The organism is Roseivirga sp. (assembly GCF_965216855.1).
Classification (GTDB): domain Bacteria; phylum Bacteroidota; class Bacteroidia; order Cytophagales; family Cyclobacteriaceae; genus Roseivirga.
On record NZ_OZ244204.1, the window covers coordinates 1,708,609 to 1,731,947 of the forward strand.

Below are 23,339 nucleotides of genomic sequence, written 5' to 3' on the forward strand. Positions count from 1 at the left end.
CTGTTTTGATCTGCTAAATATGAAGTTCAAAGCGAGACTAGCAGATGAGTTTGTACCCATATCCCCTCACATTGAGAATCTGAATCTGGTCGTCCTTAGCTAGTTTTTTACGGAGTTTAGTAATAAACACGTCCATACTCCGTGCATTAAAAAAGTCATCACTGCCCCATAGTGTATTGAGGATCAGCGTTCTTTCGGTAAGCTCATTTTTATGCAAATACAACTCGTTCAACAGTTGTGCTTCACGGTGGGTCAGCAATGATTCATCTTCTCCGAAACGAAGGGTTTGTCGCGAAAAGTTGAAGGTATAAGCTCCTATATTAACATCTTCTGAAGCTTCCTTTCCTCCTTTACGATCGAGCAAGGCCTTGATTCTTACAATCAGCTCTTCCATGGAAAAGGGTTTCTTCAGATAGTCATTGGCTCCATATCCGAAGCCTTCAACCACATCTTCGGTACGGCTTTTTGCGGTGAGAAAGATGATGGGTATTCTGTCGTCCTTTTTGCGGATTTCTTTCACGAGTGTAAACCCATCTTTCTTCGGCATCATCACATCCAACACCATCAACTCAGGTCTGTGGGTTTCATAGGCCTCCCGCGCCTCTTCACCATCGGTACAAAAAATCACATCAAAGCCTCTTGTTTCAAGGCTTTCCTTTACAATAGTACCTAGGGCCATTTCGTCTTCGGCCAGTAGAATCTTATGCTTTGTCATTTAATAATTCGATTGAGAAGAGTGTAGAACCGGGTTTCACCTGTAAGTCAATCTTACCTCCGTGTTTTTCAACCAGAGTTTTGGTATAGTAAAGGCCTATACCAAACCCTTTTACATTATGCACATTACCGGTAGGTATCCTGTAGAACTTTTCGAATATGCGCTGTTGCTCCAGCTTATCAATTTTACCGCCATCGTCTTCCACCTCCCAGACCACAGCATCACCCCTCTCTATCAATCTCATGGAAATTTTCTCCCCTCCATACTTGATGGCGTTATCCAGCAGGTTACCCAGGGCGTTTTCCATATGGAAGGAATCAATATTTACCCACTTCTGACTCATATCGGTTTGAAATGAAAGACTCTTATCACCTTTAATGACATGATACTTTTCAAATAACTGTCGGGTAAATGAGACTACTTCCACCTCTTCCCTGGAGATTTCCAGTTCATTGGAATCAAGACTGGCCGTCTCCAGAAGCTTCTCAACCATACCATTCAGCTTTTTAAGCTGGTCTTTGGAAATACCCAGGTACTTGTTAGTCTTTTCAAGGTCATTGGCCTGATTGAAATTAGAAATCCCTTCAATTGCGGTAGAAATGGTAGCAATTGGGGTCTTAAACTCATGTGTGATATTACTGATGAGATCGTTTTTTATCTCAGCCAGCTGTTTTTGTTCATTGATGATTCCGTAGAGATACATGAGTGAGCCAATGACTACCATAGAGATCATAAGGGATATAAAAAGGTCTACCCCCCCTCTCTTTAGAATATTCAGTGACGCATTCTGAAATCTGATACCGAGTTTCTGATCATTCGACAGGTAGGTACTTTTGGAATAAACCTCTAATGGGTAATCTGAAATCTCGGCATCAGGATCTGATAATAAAGTATCCGGCTTATCCGCATTAACCTGAACAAAGCGTTTGTCAGCTTCTTTAGTCCTCAACTCAAATCTCCTGGGTGTACCCATTTTGTAGAGTAAAAGCAGGTAATTGACGTCCAGATTCTTTCTCTCTAGTTCACTTTGCAGATAGCCTTCCAGTCTTTCAAAATCCAGAGAGTTCGAACTCATGGAAATGATAATCTGCTTGGCAAAGCCCCTTAGTCGTTCCAGTGAATCCGTAAAATTCAACCTTACTTCATTCCTAAAGTCTGGCAAATCGAAGATGGAGTCCTGGATATCCAGGTTATTAGTAATATCAATCCTTGAAACAGCATGAGAACCTACCAGAGAAAATACGGAGTCAAAGTTTAAGCCCTGCTCACCATTTAATTTATGTCTAATGGTATCAGTCCTTTCTCCATTGGTAATAATACTATAGGTCTCTCCATTAAAGTCCTCGAAAGTGTTACTGGTCGACCAGGCTCCGGAAATAAACGATTTACCTGTTGCCCGAATGGAATCACTGTCTTTGAGACTGGTATAAAAGAGAATATCCTGTCTGGCCAGATCAGCGAAGTACGACTCTATACTTAAGTCCAGAGCTTGCTGCACATCATTCATATACTGCAGCTTATTCAGCTGATAGTTCTGAGTATTTCTGTACACCTGAGTAGCAATAGTCAGTACTGCTGTAGCAGCAATGATATAGATTATCCTTTTGAATTTCAGAGCATTCACGATTCAAATATACGGACTTACCATTCAGTGGATTTGAAGCTTAACACACGTTAACACTGGTTAACTCATTGTTTTCACTAATCACTTTTCATTTGTAGTGCATAAAAATCATTCAAAATGAAAAATCTCAAAAGACAGATCACACTAGTTATCGGCTTGATGGTAGCCCTGGTCATTTCAATCAATGCACAAAACTTTCAAGGCATTGCGACTTATCAGTCATCAAGAAAAATGGATGGCTTCTCTTTTAAAGGAGAGGGTATGACTCCGGCCATGGAGCAACAGATACAGGAACAAATGAAAAAGCAATTCCAAAAAGAGTACGAACTAAAGTTTAATCTGACTGAGTCTGTTTGGTCAGAGGTTGAAAGCCTGAATGGTGGACCGGCCACCGCCAGCTCTGGCGGTATGGTGATTACCATGTCAGCCGGAGGAGGTGTTACTTATAAAAACACTTCCGAGAACCTGTTCCTACAAGAAACTGAAGTCTTTAGTAAGCCATTTCTGGTCAAAGATGAATTGGAATCCCGCGAATGGGAGCTGACTGATGAGGTAAAAACCATAGGTAATTATCAGGCATATAAAGCCATCTTTACCGACATCAGAGAAAGAAGAACCATTTCATTCGGCAGCTCTTCTGATGGTGATGAGACTGATGATGAAATGGAGCCTAAAATAGTATCCGATACCATTAAAATTGAGGCATGGTATACTCCTCAAATACCTGTATCACAAGGTCCTGATGATTACTGGGGTCTTCCGGGCCTTATTCTAGAAGTTTCTGACGGCACCACCACTTATGCCTGTACTAAAGTGGTCTTAAACCCCGAAGATGAGGTAAAAATTAAACAGCCCAGCAAAGGCAAGAAAGTAACCCGTGAAGAGCTGAGAGCAGAAATAGATGCCAAAACAGCCGAGATGGCAGAGAAATTCAATCAGGGCAAAGGTGGCGGTGGTGTAACCATCAAAATTGGCGGTAATTAATCCCAAAAGGTCAAAAACTCAGCATTATGCGAAAATATTTACTGCTTACTCTATTGGCTCTGGCATTGAGTACCTTTGCCAAAGCTCAGCAAAAAGTGTCCTTTAGTGGAGAAGTGAGAGATGAAACCGGGGCAGCGCTTAGCTTCGCCAATGTTATTGCCATCGATACTGTTTCCAAAAAAATGGCAGCCTTCTCAGTAACCAATGAACAGGGTCTTTTCAGACTATCTCTGGAAAAGGACAAGGTTTACAATATCAAGGTAAGCTTCATTGGCTTCCTTCCTTTTGAAAAAGTCTATCAGGCTACAGAATCTAATGAGGTTCCTTTCGGAATTCAATTGTCTGCCGATGCCACCAACCTGGGTGATGTGGAAGTGGTCAGCGAAATGCCGGTGCTTATTCAGGGTGATACAATTACCTATAAGACGGAGGTCTTCACCCAGGGCAATGAAAGGAAGCTTGGTGAAGTACTCGAAGACCTACCGGGCTTTGAGGTTGATGAAGATGGAGGAGTCAAAATTCAAGGCAAAAGCGTAGACAAAGTTCTGGTTGATGGCAAAGAGTTCTTCGAAGGAGACACTAAACTAGCTACCAAAAACCTTCCCGCCAATGTAGTAGACAAAGTACAGGTGCTTCAGAATTACAACAACATTGGTCCATTGAGTGGGGTGAATAACAGTGAACAACTGGCACTCAATATTCAATTGAAGGAAGACAAAAAGAACATCCTCTTTGGGGATATCCGTGCAGGCGGGGGACCTGAAGACAGATATTTGGGTCACCTGAATTCATTTTTCTACAATGCCAAAACCAATATTAACCTGATTGCTGATGCCAATAACATTGGGGAACTGGCATTTACCATGAATGATTACTTCAGGTTCACCGGTGGCTTTGGAAGCTTCTCAAGAAGTGCTGGTTCATCATTCAGAACGACTTCCAGTTCATTAGGTATCCCTATGGCGGAAAGGAATAATGCCAAAAGTCTGAAGAATGAATTAGCCGCTTTGAATTACAATTTCACTCCGAATAAGCAGTGGTCCATCTCAGGTTTCGCTATTGGATCGAAAGTAGATAATACGCTGGGTTCAGTTTCTAACAGAACTTACATCCTCCAGCCCAATTTGAATCAGGAAGTGTTGACTTCAGAGCAAAGGGTAAAGAGTTCTTCGGGACTAGCCAAAATAGCTTTGAAGTATACACCAAACTATAACCTTCAAATAGACTACAGTGCTTTTGGTAGATTGGCTGATATACAAAATCTGGATACACAAAACTCTACATTCAGTAATCTGTCTAATGACATCAGAGGTACAACTACCCAACGACCTTATTCAATAGAGCAGCAACTCAGGGCATTCTGGGCACAGAGTGACAGAAACATCTTCTCTTTTGAAGGCTCATTTCAGGCTCAAAAGCAGGACCCTACTTACAACCTGATTAACTCAGGACAGCCTTTCGCTTCTATTATTCCAATGACAGGCAACAGTCCTTATGACTTAACTCAGTTGAGAGATGTGGAAACCATTAAGCAGGAAGCGGCACTGAATTATTACCGAGTGTTGAACAAAACCAATCACATTAATCTGAAAGTCGGAAATACTTATTCAAGTCAAACCCTGACCTCCAGTTTGTATGAAAGACTAAGTGATGGCACCATCAATACCTTCGGTGAAAGCGAATTAGTGAACCTGGTAGATTACACTTTTGAGGATTACTATGCTTCATTGCTCTATAAAACTAAACTGGACAAGTTGATTTTAACGCCTTCACTGAACCTGCACTATTACAGGGTAAGCACAGATCAGAATAATACTGAAGGTGGTTTCGATAAAACCCTTCTGCTGCCAGCATTAAATGCCCAGTACAAGTTCAGAGGTTCTCATAGTCTGAATCTAACTTACAACGTAGCGGCAGACTTTACGGATATTCAGAATTTTGCTGAAGGCCTTATTGTGAGAAGCTATAACTCGCTCTTCCGGGGTAATCAAAACCTGATGAACAGCCTATACCATAGTGTGAATGTGAACTACATGAATTTTAACATGTACAACTTCCTCAACGTCTATGGCGGCATGAATTACTCAAAAAGGCTTGATGATGTGACCAATGTGGTGCAGTTCAATAATCTTGAAAGGGTTAATTCGCCTGTAAATATCAATACAGCGAATGAAATGCTTTCCGGCTACGCCAATATTGACAAGCGTTTCAATGACTTCAGAGTAAGTGTAAATGCGAACTTGAGCAGAAGCGTGAGCAACAATATTATTAGTGATACTCCTAATGAGAATGTGAGCTTTACTCAAACTTATAAAACAACCATTGGAACCACCCTTTTCAAAAAGCTTTTCATGGACTTCGGTTATACGGTAACCCTAAGCGACTATGAAGGAAGAAATACCAGCAGTAAATTTGAGAATCATCAGCCGTTTATTGGTATTCAGATTAACTTCCTGAAAGGGTTTACACTGGATGCCGATTATGAGTACAACAGCTATGTTTCTCAGGCCAATCCAACGCAGCAGTTCGACTTACTGGATGCTGAGTTGAGATACAGAAAAGAAGGTTCTCCATGGGAGTTTAAAGTAGAGGGTATGAACCTCATGAATACCACAGGGATCAGAAGAGATTCTTTCTCAGACAGCTTGATCAGCACTTACGAATACTTTATTCAAAAAAGGTATTGGCTGTTCAGCGTTATGTATGATTTATAAGCAAGGATGTACTTTGCAGGCTTGGTGATTATACTGCCGAGCCTGCGAATTACATTTTTTGTTATATCCCGTAAAAGCGCATCACCTTCTCAATGACATAGTCTTGCTGACTCTTTTCCATTCCGGGAAAAATGGGCAATGAGAGTCCCTCCTCCTGCATTCGGTAAGCAACGGGAAAATCAGAAGCTTTTGAACCTAAATAAGCATAAGCTTTGGTAAATGGCAGGGCCTTGGGATAATGAACCTGAGTTTGAATACCCTCTTCTTTCAAGAACTTCTTTAGTGAATCTCTTTCCTTAGTGAGTACATTATAGACATGAAAAACATGTTCATTCTCTGAATCAGTTTTGGGAGTCTCTATATCATTGAGTACCGAAAAGGACTTTCCATACCTCTCAGCTAACATGACTCTTTCCTTATTCCAGCCATCAATATATTTCAGCTTCAGTAAGAGCACGGCCGCCTGCAGTGTATCCATGCGGCTATTGCCTCCGGGAAACTCATGACTATGCTTATCGGCCGCTCCATGGTTGGCCCATTTCCTGCAATCCAGATATAGCCTTTCATCATGGGTTACCATGCATCCGGCATCTCCGAGAGCGCCCATATTTTTAGTGGGATAGAAGCTAAAAACCGCTGCATGCCCAAATGTGCCTGCCAGCCTACCATGAGACTGAGCAAAATGAGACTGAGCACAGTCTTCAATGACCTTTAGATCATGAACTTCAGCCATTTCCATTATAGCCATCATATCAGCCATTTGCCAATACAGGTGCACAGGAATAATAGCTTTTGTTCGGGAGGTTAACTTCTCTTCGATTTGAGAGACATCCAAAGTATAAGTCTGCGGATCTACATCAACAAAAACAGGTTGAGCTCCCAGATTACTGACCACTTCAGCATCGGTAATCCAGGTCATAGCAGGTACAATTACCTCATCTCCTTCACCAATCCCCATCATTTTTAAAGTAATGAAGAGGGCATCGGTGCAATTACCTACGGCCAGGCAATGATCGATCCCTAATCTCCTGGCAAAGGCCTTTTCAAAGTCCGTGACTTGTTGACCATAGACAAAGTAAGACTCTCCTAATACCTGATGAAAAATGGCATTCAGTTCATCCTGGATCGGATCGTGTAAGGCTTTTAAATCAAGATAAGGTACTCTCACAGTTGAAATATAGGCAAAAATACGCCTTCTGATGGACAGAAAACCTGCAACGTGCTATATTGAAAATCGAACAAAACTCAGAATAATGGCGACACCAGAAGAAATGCTCCAGACAATGATTGCTAATATGCCAGAAAAGACTGGCAAATCTCTCACAGAATGGCATGACGTATTGAGCAAGACAGGCCTTCAGAAACATGGAGAACTAATGAAAGTATTGAAAGGTGATCATGGGGTAAGCCATGGTTTTGCGAATACCATCGCCCAGCTTTATCTGAAGCCGGAATTATTGAAACCTCAAACAACCTCTGCCGAGAACCTGGATACTGAACTGCTCAAAGGCAAGGAAGATATGACTGAGGTTTTCAATAAGACTAAGTCAATGTTTGAATCGGTCAATGGAGAGGTTGAATTCTCGTATAAGAAGACTTATATCAGCCTGAGAACGCCTAAAAAACAGTTTGCCATTTTACAACCCAGTACTAAAACACGGGTAGACATTGGCCTTAACCTGAAAGGCGTGGACCCAGAGGGAAAAGTAGAAGCTGCCGGCAGTTGGAACGGTATGGTGTCACATCGTATTAAAGCATCTTCTGTCGATGACCTTGACGGTCTTGAGGATTGGTTCCAACAAGCTTATGACGCCAATTGCTGAGAAACACCAAGACACTTATCGGACTCTAAAGGCTCGTTAACGATTAAATTGAAAGAATCTTCGCGATTCGGAATTCCTCGTTATCGAGCTTCTTCACCGTTTTGATGGCTTCACCAATCGGAGTGTAGACAATTTCGTTTTTGACGACACCTACCATTACTTTCGATTGGCCATTCTTAAGCCCTTCAACCGCAGCAACACCCATTCTGCTGGCCAGCACCCTGTCCAGGGTGGTAGGTGTACCTCCTCGCTGCATGTGTCCAAGCACACTCACTCTGATATCGTACTGAGGAATCTGCTCCTTTACCTTTTCTGCAATTTCGTATGAGCTACCCAGGTGACAACCTTCGGCCACAATAACCACGTTAGAGGTCTTCTGATTTGCTGCACCTTTTCTCAATCGGTTGATCAGGGACTCTATGCTCCAGTTATGTTCCGGGACAATCATAGCCACAGCACCACCACCTATGGCGGAGTTAAGAGCAATGAAACCGGCATCTCTACCCATTACCTCCACAAAGAATAGCCTCTCATGAGAAGAGGCAGTATCACGAATCTTATCTATCGCTTCTCTTGCGGTATTGCAGGCTGTATCGAAACCAATGGTAAAATCAGTTCCTGCCAGGTCATTATCAATGGTACCGGGAATACCAATCACTGGCACATCAAACTCCTGACTAAAAATATCAGCCCCTGTGAATGAACCATCACCACCAATGACTACCAGTGCATCCAGACCATTAGACTTAAAATGCTCATAAGCCTGAGCCCTCCCTTCTTTGGTTCTGAACTCTTTACTTCTGGCAGATAGCAGGAATGTACCACCACGACTCAGAATATTGGAGACGGAACGCACATAAAGCTGTTCCATATTACCCTTGATCAGGCCATCGTAGCCCTTATAAATGCCATAAACATCTATATCATAATAGATGGAAGCTCTTACCACGGCACGAACTGCTGCATTCATTCCGGGCGCATCACCTCCACTGGTAAGCACACCAATTTTCTTGATTTCTGGTTTCATGTTGGGTCAAGTATAATCAAAATTACTCGATTCAATTGGAAGTGAACCCTCAATACCGTTCGATTCCCATGCAAACGTTTGATTTCAAAAATCTGCAAAAGCTGAGTTGAAGTATAATACGAGGGGAAGTGTTTTGATGAAAACTAAGTGGAAACAAAAAAAGCCCAGATTTCTCTGAGCTTTCTCTTGCAGTCCCTAGGGGAATCGAACCCCTGTTTCCAGGATGAAAACCTGGCGTCCTAACCCCTAGACGAAGGGACCTTGACTTTGTCAATAAAAGCAGAGGAGGAGGGATTCGAACCCCCGGTACCTCGCGGTACAACGGTTTTCAAGACCGCCGCATTCGACCACTCTGCCACTCCTCTGGATGTGATCTCCCGATTGGGACTGCAAAGATAAGTGGAAGTTTTTTTTGTGCAAGCAAGAATTATCAAATATTATCTTCCGTCTTCAATTTGTCGAATTTAGCCTTATCCAGGGCAGCATTCATTTCAAAGCCAACGAGCAAAATCAACGAAAGAATAAAAAGGAGGAGCATCAAAACGAGCAACACTCCTATGGAGCCATAAAGCTTATTATAGGTACCAAAATTATTGATGTAAAAAGAGAAACCGAAGAAGGCTGCCAAACAGGCCAGTGTAGAAAAGATGGAACCGGCACTGAAGAAATGCCATCGCTCATGTACAGCCGGAGCAAAGTAATATATAAAGGAGATGGCAATCTGAAAGATCAGATAGAGTACAACAAAGCGTAATACAATAATCAAATCGAGCGACACCACTTCCTGCACAAACTCTCTGACTTTATAATCCTGTAACAACTGCTGCCCTACCACCAATAATGCAATGGAAACAATTACAGAAAGGGACAGAATAACAATGAGCATAGTGGCGATAAATCGCATTTTCAGGAAGCCTCTTGTTTCTTTTGTTTTATAACAAGCATTGAATGCGGCCATCAATGAATTCATTCCATTGGTAGAGAGAATCAAGGTTAAGATGAAACCGAAGGATAGGAGTCCTCCCCTTTGTTTATTGATTATATCATGAATGGTGGTATCAGCCGCAGCATAAAGGTTAGCCGGGAGCAGGTCTTCCATAAAACCGATAATCTGATCATTAGTGACTTCCGGAAAGAAAATCTGGATGTAGGGTACTAAAGTGAACAAGAAGATGATTGCCGGAAATATGGCCATGGTAAAACTAAAGGCTACCGCATTGGCCCGACCGAGAATCTCATCATCGCCCATTTTCTGGAGAAAAATAACAATCGCATCATACAGTCCAATCTTCTTCTTTCCCAGCTTAATCCGCTGCAGAAAACTGACGAACCTTTGATAGGCCGGGTGACTGGTGATGTACTTGATTAAGCGACTTTTCATTTAAAATAGGGCTTCAGAATACTCAGAAGATATTCTGGGGCTTTACAAGGTCTGTTGGTCAACATATTGATGAACACTAATGTTGTCTCGCCCTCATTAAGCTTCTCTCCTGTTTCTCCAATCACCTCATAAGTGAAAAACATTCTTACTGCCGGCATTTGGGTAATTGTTACCCTAACGGTTATTAATTCATCGTACTTAGCTGCCTTAAGGAATTTACATTTGAGTTCTGTCACAGGCATCATTACACCCTCTTCTTCCATCTTCCTGTACTGAAACCCCAACTGCCTCAACGCTTCTACCCTGGCCACTTCATAGTAAGTGGCATAATTCCCGTAATAGGCGTAGCCCATCTGATCTGTCTCTGCGTACCTGATCCGAAGCTGCGTCTCTGCTGTGTACATGTATTACCTGTATATTTTCCTGTTGTTGAGTGCTTGCTGAAAAAGCCTGGCATTGCGGTTATGTTCTACCAACGTCTCTGCAAAACGATGATAGCCCGAGAAGTCTTCTTTCGCGCACATATAAATATAGGAATGGTTCTCATAATTGAGAACTGCATTGAGAGAACTAATTGAAGGCAAGTTAATTGGTCCGGGAGGTAATCCACGGTATCGGTAAGTATTATAAGGACTGTCGATACGAGTATCTGCTGTAAGAATTCTTTGTATAGCAAAATCACCTAAGGCATACTTGACGGTAGGATCTGCCTGAAGAAGCATATTCCTATTGAGTCGATTGATGTAAAGACCAGCTATCACTGGTTTTTCCTCGGCAATGATGCTTTCATCCTGAACAATGGAAGCTAAAGTAGATACCTGAACGGGAGTCAGGCCCAACAATTCTGCCTGTCTGGTTCTGCTATCATTCCAGAAATTGACATACTCCTTATTCATACGCTCAAAAAGTGCTTCTGCCGAGATAGTCCAGTAAACCTCATAAGTATTGGGGATGAACATGGCCATCACATTATCACTATTGAAGTCGTATTTTGAGAGGAAGTCGTCATCATTAAGCAATGCCTCGAATTCCTGAGGTTGAACTCCCGTACCAGTAGTGATTTTTTCAGCCAGATCGGTTTTGAAACGGACGTTATTAAATGTTACATCAACCGGAATCTGATCACCCGAGCGCAACTTTCTTACCGCCTCCAGATTGGTCATACCCGGTTCAAGCAAATACATTCCAGGCTTAATCAGGTCAGGATACTTCAATATTTTGGCTACAAAACTGAATGACAGGGCATCTTCAATAATCTGCTCCTCGTAGAGAAAGTTTCTCAGGGAGTCGAAGGTATCATCACGGTCTATCAAAACCATTCTTGGCTGCTCTTCAGGCAAAATATTTACGCCATAGAAGAGCTGATAGAAATAAAATGAAAACGAGGTCAACAGCACTGAAAAGATGACCATAAACAACACAAAACGCTTTCTTTTCTTCATAAGGGCTCAAAAATAGTGAATTTGTCCTAACTTCGATTTTATTTCAGATTCATGCCAGCCGAGTACATCAGACTCTACGAAGAAAATCCCGAACCTCACAAATTAGACGAGGTGGTTAAGGTACTTAAAGATGGTGGTGTAGTGATTTATCCTACCGACACTGTCTATGGTATCGGCTGTGACTTCAGTAACGTGAAGGCAGTCCAACGGGTTTGCCAGATTAAAAATGCGAAGCCCAGTACACTGTCCTTTATTTGTTATGATTTAAGTGAGATCGCAGAGTACACCAAGCACTTGAGCACTCCTGTTTTTAAGGTAATGAAGAAAGCCCTTCCGGGGCCTTTCACTTTTATCCTTGAAGCCAATAGCAAGGTTCCTAAAGTACTCAACGCTAAGAAGAAAACAGTAGGAATCAGGGTACCGAACAACAATATCCCAAGAGAGCTGGTCAAAAGACTGGGCAATCCTATTATTACCACTTCAATCCGGGATGAAGACGAGGTAATTGAATATTCAACAGACCCTGAGCTTATCTACGAGAAGTATCAAAACCTGGTAGATGTTGTTATTGATGGTGGCTATGGTGCCAACGTACCTTCTACCGTGGTCGATTGCTCAGGTGATTATTTTGAAGTGATTCGTGAAGGCTTAGGTGATATAGAAGCATTCCTGTAGTGAAAATCTTATTAGAGTCACAATACTTCCCACCCATTGCCAGCTTTGTGCTAATGGCTCACTCCACTGAAATCTGGATTGAAGCTCATGAGCATTTTGAGAAGCAAACCTATAGGAACCGATGTGAGATTCTTGGGGCTAATGGTATACAAAGACTAACCGTACCTGTGCGCTTTGCCAATAGTGGAAGGCCTATACAAAGTATGTCCATTGACCATCGACAGAAATGGCTTAACAATCATTGGCGGGCTATACAATCGGCCTATGGAAAGGCCCCTTTCTATGATTATTATGCAGACTACATTCAGCGGGAATTATTCAAACCCTGCTCCACTGTTTTCGAATTAAATAACCGGCTGCTGACATTATGTCTCAAAATGCTCAATCTGCCAGTAAAAATAAATTTCACTGAAAAATATGAATTAAAGGTTTCTGAGGACATTTTTGACTTCAGGTCGACAATTCATCCAAAAAAAGGGCATGAAGGTCTGACATGGTTTAGGCCAGAAAGTTACTATCAGGTTTTTGGCAACAACTTTGTACCAAACCTGAGCGTCTTAGATTTGTTGTTCTGTATGGGACCCGATGCTTTAATGGTATTAAAGCGGTCAGGTGTTTTCTCAGAGAACTAATCGGTTTTTGGCATTGTTTGCTATTAAATCTTAACCATATCTTCTTATATTGATTTGAGGTTTAATAGACCAAGAGAAAGGTATTAAATGGAAGCAAAATTTTCGAATAGAGTAAAAGAAGTGATCTCCCTGAGTCGTGAAGAGGCATTACGCCTTGGCCATGACTACATAGGAACAGAGCACTTGCTTTTAGGGATGATCCGTGAGGGAGAAGGAGTTGCTGTAAGTATTCTTAAAAAATTAGGTACTTCCCTTGAAGAGCTTCGCGAAGCAATTGAGCGAGCTACTAAAGGTACAGCAAACCACAACGTAAAAAACTTGGCTAATATTCCTCTGACAAGGCAGTCAGAAAAAGTATTAAAAATCACTTATCTCGAAGCAAAGATTTTCAAGAGTCAATTAATTGGAACAGAACATCTTTTGCTGTCGATATTGAGAGATGAAGACAATATCGCTACGCAGATATTGGAGAAATTCGATGTGAATTATGAAGTAGTGAAAGAAATGCTGGAATATCAGACAGACAACCCTATAGCCTCATCTGACACTGAGGATCCTGATGATGATTCATCAAGAATGTTTAGCAGTGGTTCAGGAGGCGGAGGATCCGAGAGATCCTCTGGCAAAGGCGCAGAGAAATCAAGAACTCCGGTTTTGGATAATTTCGGAAGAGATCTGACGAAATATGCAGAAGAAGGAAAGCTTGATCCGATCGTAGGCCGCGAAAAAGAAATTGAAAGAGTAGGACAAATTCTTTCCAGAAGAAAGAAGAACAATCCTATCCTTATTGGTGAACCGGGTGTTGGTAAATCTGCTATTGCAGAAGGCCTTGCACTTAGAATCATTCAGAAGAAAGTATCCAGAGTACTCTTTAATAAGAGGGTGGTAACCTTGGATTTGGCCTCTTTGGTAGCTGGTACTAAGTACAGAGGTCAGTTTGAGGAGAGAATGAAGGCCGTAATGAACGAGCTGGAAAAATCTCCTGAAGTGATACTCTTCATAGATGAGCTACATACCATTGTTGGTGCCGGTGGAGCTTCCGGATCACTGGATGCTTCGAACATGTTCAAGCCAGCATTGGCCCGTGGCGAAATTCAATGTATTGGAGCGACTACTCTCGATGAGTATCGTCAATATATTGAGAAAGACGGTGCCCTTGCCCGTAGATTCCAGCAGGTAATGGTAGATCCTACAACTCCTGAAGAAACAATCCAGATTCTGGAGAATATCAAGGAGCGATATGAAGATCACCACCACGTGAATTATACTGAAGAAGCTATTAAAGCCTGTGTGAGCCTTTCTGACAGATATATTTCTGACAGATTCTTACCAGACAAAGCCATTGATGTATTGGACGAAGCCGGTGCAAGAGTTCATATCAACAACATCCATGTCCCTGATGAAATCGTGAAACTCGAAGAGTCGATCGAGGAAATCAAGAAAGAGAAAAACAGAGTAGTGAAAAGCCAGAAGTATGAAGAGGCGGCACAACTCAGAGATAAAGAGAAAAAGCTAATCGATCAGCTTGACAAGGCCAAGGCCCGTTGGGAAGAAGAAAGTAAGTCTAAGCGTTACGTAGTTGACGAAGATAATGTGGCTGAAGTTATTGCCATGATGACGGGAATTCCAACTAAGAGGGTAGCTCAGAAAGAGCAGGCCAAATTGGTAGGCATGGCTAGCGAACTGAGCGGAAAAGTTATCGGGCAAGAAGAAGCTATTAAGAAGCTAACAAAAGCCATTCAAAGAACCCGGGTAGGTTTGAAAGATCCAGCCAAGCCAATTGGAACATTCGTTTTCCTTGGACCAACTGGTGTGGGTAAAACAGAATTGGCCAAGGTATTAGCTACCTATCTTTTCGATAAAGAAGATTCACTGGTCAGAATTGACATGAGTGAGTATATGGAGAAATTCTCGGTATCCAGACTGGTAGGAGCGCCTCCGGGCTATGTAGGGTACGAAGAAGGAGGTCAGTTAACTGAAAAAGTAAGACGTAAGCCTTATTCAGTAGTACTGCTCGATGAGATAGAAAAAGCTCACCCCGATGTATTCAATATTCTGTTGCAGGTACTGGATGACGGTATTTTGACAGATGGATTGGGTCGAAGAGTGGACTTTAGAAATACTATCATCATCATGACTTCAAACATTGGTGTAAGAGACTTGAAAGATTTCGGTACCGGGATCGGTTTCGCTACTCAGCTAAAGCGCGATAATGAAGATGCCATGATCAAGGACACTATTCAGAAGGCACTGAAGAAAACATTCAGCCCTGAATTTCTGAATAGACTGGATGACGTGATTATTTTCAACTCTCTTTCAAGAGAGCACATTCACCAAATCATTGACATTACGCTTAAAAAGCTTCTGGGCAGAGTTGAAGCGATGGGCTATAAAATCTCCCTGACCGAAAAGGCTAAAGATTTCTTAGCCGATAAAGGTTTCGACCCTCAATATGGCGCAAGACCTTTGAACAGAGCTATTCAGAAATATCTGGAAGATCAGATAGCTGAAGAGATTCTGAAAGGAGATATCAATGAAGGCGATACATTACAGGCCGATCATGCTGAAGGAGCAGAAGAATTGACCATTAAGGTCAAGAAAAAGCGAAAATCAAATAAGAAGAAAGAGGAAGAAGATTCTCCGGAGTAACTTCCCCGATTATAAAGATTAAGGCCACAGCTACTGAGTTGTGGCTTTTTTTATATCAAAAAATGAAGAGGGCCCCATCCGGGCCCTCATTCTTCAACCAAAATATATAGTATATGAACTATAATTTCTTACTGATCTGTGAAAGGATTGGAGAACTTAACATCTGAAATAAAATTGTCGTCTGTCAGTGTTCTCAGAAAGGCAACCAAGGCCTGTCTTTCTTGTGGATTGAGATTCATTCGTCTTACATTCCCATTATTGGTTCTCAATCGTTGATCAAGATTGGGATTATTTTGAATTCCTCTATCGTAAAACCCAATAACCTCCTCTAAAGTTTCAAATCTCCCATCATGCATGTACGGAGCTGTTAAAGCAATGTTTCTCAATGAATTAACTTTGAACTTACCATTGTCGTTCGCGTTACCTGTTACTGCTCCCAGACCTAAGTCTGGGAACCCGGCATCGAGACCATTATTTCTTGCCCGATCTCCGCTCATAGTGGCTGTTGCATGACAATTACTACACTGTGTTCTTCCACTAAAAAACAGATCCTTGCCCAGGTTTTCAAGCTGACTGAAGTTCGGGAAATCTGCATTCTCATTTCCATTAACTGCCGCCAGACCTACATCGAATCTCGATTCGTATGAAACCATTGACCGTACAAACTGTGCCAATGCATCGGCAATCCTGTTAGTTGTAACGGTTGAATTGCCAAAAGCTTCAGTGAAAAGGGGTTCATAATAGTCCTGCTCCTGGATTTTGCTTACCAACTCGTCTAGAGTAAGTCCCATTTCCACATCATCCTGAATTGGCATCAGCACCTGATCTTCCAGTGTACCGGCTCTTTCATCCCAGAAAAAATGACCATTGTCGTAGTACCTGGCATTCGCAAGCCCCATGCTATTCCTGCCTGTTTCACCCCCTTCAAAACCTATACTCAGGGCTCTTCCATCAGCAAAGCCATTGGCTTGAATATGACAAGACGCACAAGCAGTAGTATTGTTTGCGCTGAGAATCTTGTCGTAAAACAGCACCCTTCCGAGTGTGGCTCCGGCATCCGTTACCTGATTGTTATTCGGAGTATTGTCAATTCTGCTTACTGCATTCGCCAAAAAATGATCAGGCAGATCAATGTTTGCATAGTTGTAAGTATCATCAGGTAAATTGATTACTTCTGAAAAGTTTCCGCTGTTGATATCATCCATATCAACATCATCTCCATCTTGCGAACAGCTACTCAGCACAGTAACTATTACCACTAAAAAAATCCATCTCTTTCGCATTATATAGTATGTTATGTTATGGTGCAGTTCGATTCAAACCGGTTGAGGTTTGATTAATTTCTACCTATAGGTGGTGGTCTCCCCTCCTGTCCTGGTCTCTGGCGTGGTGGCCGTTCTCCTTGTTTTAATACATCTTGAATTACCTCATCGAAAAGTCGTTTTTGCTCATCATTGCAGATAGCGCGTATTTCTGCAAAATGCTCAAAAGTAGTTTTCTCAATCTGAGCCTGAAGCTCTCCGATTCTGTTGATCAAACTATCTATTTCACCTTCCCTCGAGTTCTTTGCCCAAAGTGCATGCAAGCTGGCCCTGGTCTGGCGTGACTGCCTTCTAAGTGGTTCCATGATCTGGAAATGCTCTCTCCTCAGTTGCTCCAACTGGTTTTCTTGTTCAACTGACAAGTTTAATTGCTCAGTCAGTACAGATAGACCTCCAGCCCTTCCTACCAATCTTTGATTATGCTGATAACCCAGCCATAAGAAGATCAACAATGCGACATTCATGATGGCTAAAATGATTACGGCTATCCCTATGGTTTTCGAGTTCTTCATTCCTGTACACTTAAATAGTCATAGTCATCCGTAGGAGAGAAATACTCGCTCGATAGGGTACTCAAACCATCAGGAGAAGTATTTCCCGAAAAATCGATAAGTACCAAACTCAGGAAGTTCATGACGAAAACGATCACCAGCAAAGCCACGCTCAACCTCAAATTACCCAGCCTGAAAAATCCTGATGGCTTACCCAGCATTTCTGCCTCCATTCTTGCCTGCAGGCGCGTGTAAAAGAAATCAGGAGCTTTAGCTTGTTCAATATGATCAAGGCTTCTCAAGCTTTCGTCAACCTTTGACTCTGTATGTTGATCATTCTTCCTCATTGTTCTGACCTATTGGATGCTTTAGCAGATTGAAACTTGCGCTAATCCACCATATTTTTTTCGTAATAATTCTTTAGCAACTTCTTCAGGTTCTGCTTTGCCCTGAACATTAGTGATTCAACTGAAGAGAGTGAAAGCTCCAATACTGCAGCAATCTCTTCATAGGGAAGCCCTTCCAGCTTGTGCAGTGTAAAGGCTACTCTTTGATTTTCGGACAATTGCTCCAAAGCATGAAAAAGTGCTTTGGCATTTTCATTTTGCTCCATTTGCAGACCTGGATGAACGAAATTGGAAACCTGCTTTACTTCGGATTTTCCATCTTCAGAAAGACTACTTAGAAAAGCGAATCTCCTTTTTGCCTTTCGTTTTCTGATGCGCTCCAGACTTTTAGTCGTAGCAATTCTGTATATCCAGGTACTTAACTTCGCCTCTTCCCTAAAACCGTCAATTGATCTATAGACTTCTATAAAAACATCTTGTGCACACTCTTCTGCTTCGGCCGTATCTCTCAACATTCCCAAACAGGTATTGTAAACCTTGTCTTGAAAATTTTCAACCAACTCCCGAAAAGCCTGTTCAGACTTTTGCTGTAATGCCGATATGAGTGCTCTTCCTGTCAATTTTGGTTGGAGAAATGGCTGTCTCACCTACTTAGCCAGTGAAACAGCCCGTAAAAACTACACTTAATAATTGCCCTTACCGACCTCTGCCAAAGCCATGCTTTCCGGCTTCCGGCCTTTCTGGTCTTCCAGGCAATTGATGATTCAGGGCCAACTCTTGCTCATCCGTCAGCACTTCCTTCACCTTAGCGAGATGCTCGACCCTGAGATTCATCAGTTTCACCTTTAAATCCGATATCTCCTGAATTACCCTACCCGCCTCTTTTAAATCGATTTCAGAAGCTGAGGTAATCGACTTTAATCTGGCCTCCTTTTCACCTATTTCATTGTGTATAGGCTGACTCAGTTTCTCTGTTTCGAGATGAAGTGCTTTCATCTGAGTCTTCTGCTCTTCGGTTAGATTAGGAATCTTCGGTCCCCTTTCTCTCTCCCCCTCATCTGATTGATGGCGTTCACCTTGTTGTGGTGGGGGACCTTGTCTCCTTTGTGCATAACCATCTACTGTTGTAACCATGAACATCATCATTACCATGGCCAAGCTCCATTTTACCTTTGTCATCTTTTTCATAATTTCTGCTATTTTATTTGTCAGGTTTGATGCTCATGCAGCAGAAAACTTGTGGAGTGAAATGTTAAAATAGGTTAAGCCTATTCAGCGTTTGTGCGTAGATTTATCGGAACAATTACTAAAAATTTGAGAGCACCATTTATCATCAGCGGTAAACCCGTAATGCCGGGAGAAGAAGCAGTTATCAATGTGAATATTGCACGGCTTCCTTCCCATTCAGACATCAATCTAAAAATTACAGTAGCTCGTGCATTGGAAGATGGCCCAACCCTATTATTGAGTGGTGGTCTGCATGGAGATGAAATTAATGGAACTGAAATCGTGCGGAGAATCATTGAGAAGGATCAGCATAAACCCAAAATCGGTACGGTCATCTGTATCCCCATCATCAACATGTTCGGGTTTATTAATTTCAGCCGCTATGTACCCGATGGCAAAGATGTAAACCGATCGTTTCCAGGCAACAAAAATGGTTCACTTGCTTCACGTGTGGCTCACTACCTGACGAATAATATCATTCCTAAAATTGATGTGGGCCTCGACTTTCATACGGGTGGAGCCGATCGCACCAACTTTCCTCAAATCAGGTGTGTGATGAAGGATCCAAAAAACAAAGCTATTGCCGAAGCTTTTGAACCTCCTTTTATTCTGAATTCCCCCTTCAGGAAAAAATCGCTAAGGCAAACTGCCGCCAGAATGGGTAAACATATTCTAGTTTATGAAGGAGGAGAGTCAGCCCGCTTCGATGAACAGGCCATCCAATCCGGTATTAATGGGGCACTGCGTGTAATGAAGCACCTGGGCATGAGAGAAAGAGCTCCGGAACCCATACATAAAACGAAAATTATTTATCACTCCTCGTGGGTGAGAGCCAAGTACTCAGGTATATTTCTCACTCAGGTTAAGTCTGGTGAATTAATTGAGAAAAACCAGGTTGTAGGCTACATTGCCGAACCTTTCGGTTCTTTTAAACACAAAGTAAAAAGTCCGGCCAATGGTTATGTTATCGGACTCAATAATAACCCGATCGTGCATCAAGGCGATGCTATTATGCACATTGGGGTGAATAAATAAAGGCAGCTGAAAAGCAAGATTTTAGATTGACGAAATCTGCAAATCATAATTTCAAATAATGGAGAAGGAAACTACGTTTTTGGAAGAATTATCAGACCTGATCAAGGCAAAAGATGAGACGGCTATTCATGACATGATGGAAAGCCTGAAAGCCGAAGATTTAGTCTACGCTTATAACCGTTTTTCTAAAGATGAGCAGACGGAACTCGTCAACCTGCTTAGTCCGGAGGACGCTGCCACCTTGCTGGAACGCATTCCTCAAAACCAGGCCATTGCTGCCATTGAAAATGCCCAGGTTGAAACAGCGGCCTCCATTCTAAATGAATTATATAGTGATGACCAGGTAGATATTCTAGCTGAACTGGACACCCGGGATGCTGAAGCCATTCTGGAGGAAATGCATCCGGAAGAGGCTGAAAATGTTCGCAGACTGATTCAGTATGACCCTGAATCGGCTGGTGGTCTAATGGTAACAGAGTACCTCGCTTTTGATGCTAATCTGACTGTTGCACAAACGGTAAAAGACCTGCAGGAGAAGGCCGAAGAGTATGAGGACTACCATGTTCAGTATATCTATGTAACCAGCCATGACCGCTTCGTAGGGGTTTTGCAAATGAGAGACCTGTTGCTCTCCAAACCCAACACTAAGCTAAACACCATAGTGATCAAAAATGCTTTCACTATGCCTCCGGATGCCCGGTTGGAAGACCTGATCAGCTTTTTCGATAAGTATGACTTTTACGGAGTGCCCATTGTAGACGGAGAAGATCAGCTACTTGGCATAGTCCTTCGGAAAGACCTGAGGGAAGCAGAATCAGAAAAATCAAACCTTGAGTTATTAGAGACCCAGGGTATTGTGGGTGGTGAAGAGTTACGCTCCATGCCACTTTGGTTGCGTTCTAAAAGAAGGCTTTCCTGGCTTTCGGTAAATATTGTTCTGAATATTATTGCAGCCAGCGTTATTGCCTTTTATCAGGACACGCTGGAAGAAGTCATAGCCCTGGCCGTTTTCCTTCCGGTTATCTCAGACATGAGTGGTTGCTCTGGCAACCAGGCCGTTGCAGTAAGTTTAAGAGAGCTCTCGCTGGGGGTTGTGAAACCTTATGAACTGGCTCGTGTACTTTGGCAGGAAATTAAAGTAGGCCTTATCAATGGAGTAGTGCTGGGATTCCTGATTGGCTTAGCGGCCTTTATCTATCAGGGCAATGCCTACCTGGGTTTAGTTGTAGGAGGTGCTCTGGCTATTAATACAGTGGTGGCTGTAAGCATTGGAGGTACAATTCCGCTATTTCTGAAGAAAATGAATACCGACCCGGCCTTAGCATCAGGCCCGATCCTTACCACTGTAACCGATATGCTGGGATTCTTCCTTGCCCTCACCTTTGCAGGTGTAGCGATGAACTATTTGGTGTGACAGACCATTAACTAATCAACCAATTACCTAATAACCGAACCCATGGCCAGAACACCTTCCAATATGTTACCGCTGGGTACACCAGCTCCTGATTTCAGACTCCCCGATGCTGTTTCCGGCAAAACGCTCAGTCTTAATGAGCTGAGGTCTGACAAGGCCACTGTCATTATGTTCATCTGCAATCACTGTCCTTTTGTAAAGCATGTGGATGAAGGCATTGTGTCTCTTGCCAAAGATTACCAGGCTAAAGGCGTTTCGTTTGTAGCCATCAGTTCAAATGATGTCGAGAACTACCCGCAAGATGCTCCTCACCTAATGAAAGAAGAAGCTGAGAAAGAGGGTTACACCTTTCCTTACCTCTATGATGAAACACAAGCTGTAGCCAAAGCCTATGACGCTGCCTGCACTCCTGATTTCTATGTTTTTGATTCGGATTTAAAATGTGCTTATAGAGGCCAGTTAGACGATTCACGTCCCGGCAATGGTAAACCTGTCACCGGAAAAGATTTGCGAGCAGCCTTAGATGAAATACTGGCAGGTAAAGCGGTGTCAGCCCAGCAAATACCCAGCTTGGGTTGTAATATTAAGTGGAAGTAAAACACCTATTGTCTTCTATTGGCCAATAACGGTGGGGGTTCTCCTGTAAAAGGGTTGAATCGGCTGATAGTTTTGGCCTCCATGCCATAGGCCCTGAGCACACTGCGATCACCATGCTTATCGCGAATTTTATCCATAGCATGATATAGGTTGATAATCTCTTCATTGTCTTCAAAAAGGTTGATCTGCAAACCACCTTCCACCAGGTGACTAAAGCGCACCCCTATAAGACGCACCAACAATCGCTTATTATAGAGTTTATCGAAGAGTTCCAGTGTTTTAGGAATCAAAACATGATCTGCAGAAGTATAAGGAATCCGCGATTGCAAGGTATAAGTATTGAAGTCGGAGTAACGGACCTTTACCGTAACACAGGCTGTAAGTTTAAGTCCCCTTCTTAGCTGAAAAGCCAGGTTTTCAGCCATCGCCAGCAAAATACCTTTGAGCTTATGAACATCAATAGTATCTCTATCAAAGGTTCTTTCTGTAGAAATAGATTTCCGTTCACTGTAGGGAATAACAGGTGAGTTATCCAGACCATTCGCCTTTTTCCAAATACTTACACCATTTTTACCTAAAACTTTCTCCATCAGTTCTACCGGCATTTCCTGAATGGTTTGGATTTTCTTTACTCCCAAACTATATAGTGTAAGCTGAGTTTGTTGTCCTACCATAGGGATCTTACTCACAGAGAGAGGAGCCAAAAAAGGCTTCTCCAGCCCATAATCTATTTTGATCTCATTATCAGGCTTTGCCTCTCCGGTCGCGACCTTAGATACAGTTTTGTTTTTAGAAAGACCAAAAGATATAGGTAAGCCAGTCTGCTGTTTAATCCGTACCCTAAGCTCTTTGGCCATCTGATAGCTATTGAAAAACTTATCGAGCCCTGTCAGATCGGCATAGAATTCATCTATGGAAGTCTTCTCATAGAGAGGGACTGTTTCCTTAATAATCTCTGTAACATCTTCCGAGAGCTTGGTGTAAGTACCCGAGTTTCCTCTAATCTGTATGGCGTCAGGACAAAGTTCTTTGGCCCGCTTCATGGGCATAGCAGAATGTACACCATAAGCCCGGGCCTCATAACTACACGATGCCACCACGCCACGGTCTGAGGTTCCGCCAATAAGCACAGGCTTACCAATTAAACGGCTATCATATAACCGCTCAACCGACACAAAGAAAGTGTCGAGATCGAGATGTAGTATCGTCTTCTCCACTACTGCTATTATTACAGAATCAG

General features: G+C 42.5%; 22 protein-coding genes and 2 tRNA genes. 9 read left to right on the forward strand and 15 right to left on the reverse strand.

Going from position 1 to position 23,339, the window contains the following annotated elements:
• Positions 1 to 37 precede the first annotated feature (37 nt).
• Positions 38 to 715, reverse strand: a complete 678-nt coding sequence (locus ACOOEY_RS07670; RefSeq protein ID WP_420388079.1) for a response regulator transcription factor — start codon at positions 713 to 715, stop codon at positions 38 to 40.
• Complete coding sequence (locus ACOOEY_RS07675; protein ID WP_420388080.1) at positions 702 to 2,339, reverse strand: sensor histidine kinase; 1,638 nt, start codon at positions 2,337 to 2,339, stop codon at positions 702 to 704. Before ACOOEY_RS07675 ends, ACOOEY_RS07670 begins: the two co-directional genes overlap by 14 nt.
• Before the next feature lie 117 nt (positions 2,340 to 2,456).
• On the opposite strand from ACOOEY_RS07675, the gene ACOOEY_RS07680 reads away from it, so the two are divergent.
• Entirely contained in the window at positions 2,457 to 3,323 is an 867-nt protein-coding gene (locus ACOOEY_RS07680) for a GLPGLI family protein (RefSeq protein ID WP_420388081.1), read from the forward strand.
• 26 nt (positions 3,324 to 3,349) lie between these two features.
• Positions 3,350 to 6,037 (forward strand): carboxypeptidase-like regulatory domain-containing protein, encoded by a 2,688-nt coding sequence (locus ACOOEY_RS07685; protein ID WP_420388082.1) that lies wholly within the window; start codon positions 3,350 to 3,352, stop codon positions 6,035 to 6,037.
• 61 nt (positions 6,038 to 6,098) lie between these two features.
• On the opposite strand, the gene ACOOEY_RS07690 is transcribed toward ACOOEY_RS07685, so the two are convergent.
• The gene (locus tag ACOOEY_RS07690; RefSeq protein WP_420388083.1) at positions 6,099 to 7,205 is read right to left on the reverse strand and encodes a DegT/DnrJ/EryC1/StrS family aminotransferase; all 1,107 of its coding nucleotides are present in this window, start codon (positions 7,203 to 7,205) and stop codon (positions 6,099 to 6,101) included.
• Between the two features lie 85 nt (positions 7,206 to 7,290).
• On the opposite strand from ACOOEY_RS07690, the gene ACOOEY_RS07695 reads away from it, so the two are divergent.
• The gene (locus tag ACOOEY_RS07695; RefSeq protein WP_420388084.1) at positions 7,291 to 7,860 is read left to right on the forward strand and encodes a DUF4287 domain-containing protein; all 570 of its coding nucleotides are present in this window, start codon (positions 7,291 to 7,293) and stop codon (positions 7,858 to 7,860) included.
• A 43-nt stretch (positions 7,861 to 7,903) separates the two neighbouring features.
• Here ACOOEY_RS07695 and pfkA read toward each other — a convergent pair whose 3' ends face one another.
• The 6 genes from pfkA to mltG all read right to left on the reverse strand — a co-directional run bounded on the left by pfkA (position 7,904) and on the right by mltG (position 11,710).
• Complete coding sequence (gene pfkA / locus ACOOEY_RS07700; protein WP_420388085.1) at positions 7,904 to 8,887, reverse strand: 6-phosphofructokinase; 984 nt, start codon at positions 8,885 to 8,887, stop codon at positions 7,904 to 7,906.
• Between the two features lie 189 nt (positions 8,888 to 9,076).
• Positions 9,077 to 9,148: transfer RNA gene (locus ACOOEY_RS07705), tRNA-Glu, on the reverse strand.
• 19 nt (positions 9,149 to 9,167) lie between these two features.
• A tRNA-Ser gene (locus tag ACOOEY_RS07710) sits at positions 9,168 to 9,252 on the reverse strand.
• 65 nt (positions 9,253 to 9,317) lie between these two features.
• Positions 9,318 to 10,268, reverse strand: a complete 951-nt coding sequence (locus ACOOEY_RS07715; protein WP_420388086.1) for a YihY/virulence factor BrkB family protein — start codon at positions 10,266 to 10,268, stop codon at positions 9,318 to 9,320.
• Positions 10,265 to 10,672, reverse strand: coding sequence for an acyl-CoA thioesterase (locus tag ACOOEY_RS07720; protein ID WP_420388087.1), 408 nt, complete (start codon positions 10,670 to 10,672; stop codon positions 10,265 to 10,267). The genes ACOOEY_RS07715 and ACOOEY_RS07720 overlap by 4 nt, the downstream gene beginning before the upstream one ends.
• 3 nt (positions 10,673 to 10,675) lie before the next feature.
• Positions 10,676 to 11,710 carry an endolytic transglycosylase MltG gene (mltG, locus tag ACOOEY_RS07725; protein WP_420388088.1) on the reverse strand — a complete coding sequence of 345 codons (1,035 nt, stop codon included), beginning with the start codon at positions 11,708 to 11,710 and terminating at the stop codon, positions 10,676 to 10,678.
• A gap of 51 nt (positions 11,711 to 11,761) precedes the next feature.
• Between mltG and ACOOEY_RS07730 the strand changes: the two genes are divergently transcribed.
• The 3 genes from ACOOEY_RS07730 to ACOOEY_RS07740 all read left to right on the forward strand — a co-directional run bounded on the left by ACOOEY_RS07730 (position 11,762) and on the right by ACOOEY_RS07740 (position 15,666).
• Positions 11,762 to 12,385 (forward strand): L-threonylcarbamoyladenylate synthase, encoded by a 624-nt coding sequence (locus ACOOEY_RS07730; protein ID WP_420388089.1) that lies wholly within the window; start codon positions 11,762 to 11,764, stop codon positions 12,383 to 12,385.
• Positions 12,385 to 13,017 carry a WbqC family protein gene (locus ACOOEY_RS07735; RefSeq protein ID WP_420388090.1) on the forward strand — a complete coding sequence of 211 codons (633 nt, stop codon included), beginning with the start codon at positions 12,385 to 12,387 and terminating at the stop codon, positions 13,015 to 13,017. Before ACOOEY_RS07730 ends, ACOOEY_RS07735 begins: the two co-directional genes overlap by 1 nt.
• An 87-nt stretch (positions 13,018 to 13,104) precedes the next feature.
• Complete coding sequence (locus ACOOEY_RS07740) at positions 13,105 to 15,666, forward strand: ATP-dependent Clp protease ATP-binding subunit (RefSeq protein WP_420388091.1); 2,562 nt, start codon at positions 13,105 to 13,107, stop codon at positions 15,664 to 15,666.
• A 128-nt stretch (positions 15,667 to 15,794) separates the two neighbouring features.
• Here ACOOEY_RS07740 and ACOOEY_RS07745 read toward each other — a convergent pair whose 3' ends face one another.
• The 5 genes from ACOOEY_RS07745 to ACOOEY_RS07765 form a co-directional block, all read right to left on the reverse strand.
• On the reverse strand, positions 15,795 to 16,949 hold the full coding sequence (locus ACOOEY_RS07745) for a cytochrome-c peroxidase (RefSeq protein ID WP_420388092.1): 1,155 nt from the start codon (positions 16,947 to 16,949) through the stop codon (positions 15,795 to 15,797).
• A gap of 53 nt (positions 16,950 to 17,002) precedes the next feature.
• The gene (locus ACOOEY_RS07750) at positions 17,003 to 17,500 is read right to left on the reverse strand and encodes a Spy/CpxP family protein refolding chaperone (RefSeq protein ID WP_420388093.1); all 498 of its coding nucleotides are present in this window, start codon (positions 17,498 to 17,500) and stop codon (positions 17,003 to 17,005) included.
• Positions 17,497 to 17,826, reverse strand: a complete 330-nt coding sequence (locus ACOOEY_RS07755; RefSeq protein WP_420388094.1) for a hypothetical protein — start codon at positions 17,824 to 17,826, stop codon at positions 17,497 to 17,499. The genes ACOOEY_RS07750 and ACOOEY_RS07755 overlap by 4 nt, the downstream gene beginning before the upstream one ends.
• Positions 17,827 to 17,867: 41 nt before the next feature.
• The gene (locus tag ACOOEY_RS07760) at positions 17,868 to 18,446 is read right to left on the reverse strand and encodes an RNA polymerase sigma factor (protein ID WP_420388095.1); all 579 of its coding nucleotides are present in this window, start codon (positions 18,444 to 18,446) and stop codon (positions 17,868 to 17,870) included.
• A gap of 76 nt (positions 18,447 to 18,522) precedes the next feature.
• A complete protein-coding gene (locus ACOOEY_RS07765) occupies positions 18,523 to 19,014 on the reverse strand; it encodes a Spy/CpxP family protein refolding chaperone (protein ID WP_420388096.1) in 492 nt (163 codons plus the stop codon).
• A 126-nt stretch (positions 19,015 to 19,140) separates the two neighbouring features.
• On the opposite strand from ACOOEY_RS07765, the gene ACOOEY_RS07770 reads away from it, so the two are divergent.
• From ACOOEY_RS07770 to ACOOEY_RS07780, 3 genes are read left to right on the forward strand one after another with little or no spacing between them, the layout of a single operon-like run.
• Positions 19,141 to 20,088: a succinylglutamate desuccinylase/aspartoacylase family protein gene (locus ACOOEY_RS07770; protein WP_420388097.1), complete on the forward strand. Its 948-nt coding sequence runs from the start codon at positions 19,141 to 19,143 to the stop codon at positions 20,086 to 20,088.
• A gap of 58 nt (positions 20,089 to 20,146) precedes the next feature.
• Positions 20,147 to 21,502 carry a magnesium transporter gene (gene mgtE, locus ACOOEY_RS07775; RefSeq protein WP_420388098.1) on the forward strand — a complete coding sequence of 452 codons (1,356 nt, stop codon included), beginning with the start codon at positions 20,147 to 20,149 and terminating at the stop codon, positions 21,500 to 21,502.
• 42 nt (positions 21,503 to 21,544) lie between these two features.
• Positions 21,545 to 22,099, forward strand: coding sequence for a thioredoxin family protein (locus ACOOEY_RS07780; RefSeq protein WP_420388099.1), 555 nt, complete (start codon positions 21,545 to 21,547; stop codon positions 22,097 to 22,099).
• Positions 22,100 to 22,104: 5 nt separating this feature from the next.
• Here the strand turns inward: ACOOEY_RS07780 and dinB are convergent, their stop codons facing one another.
• Positions 22,105 to 23,316 carry a DNA polymerase IV gene (gene dinB / locus ACOOEY_RS07785; RefSeq protein WP_420388100.1) on the reverse strand — a complete coding sequence of 404 codons (1,212 nt, stop codon included), beginning with the start codon at positions 23,314 to 23,316 and terminating at the stop codon, positions 22,105 to 22,107.
• Between the last annotated feature and the right edge of the window lie 23 nt (positions 23,317 to 23,339).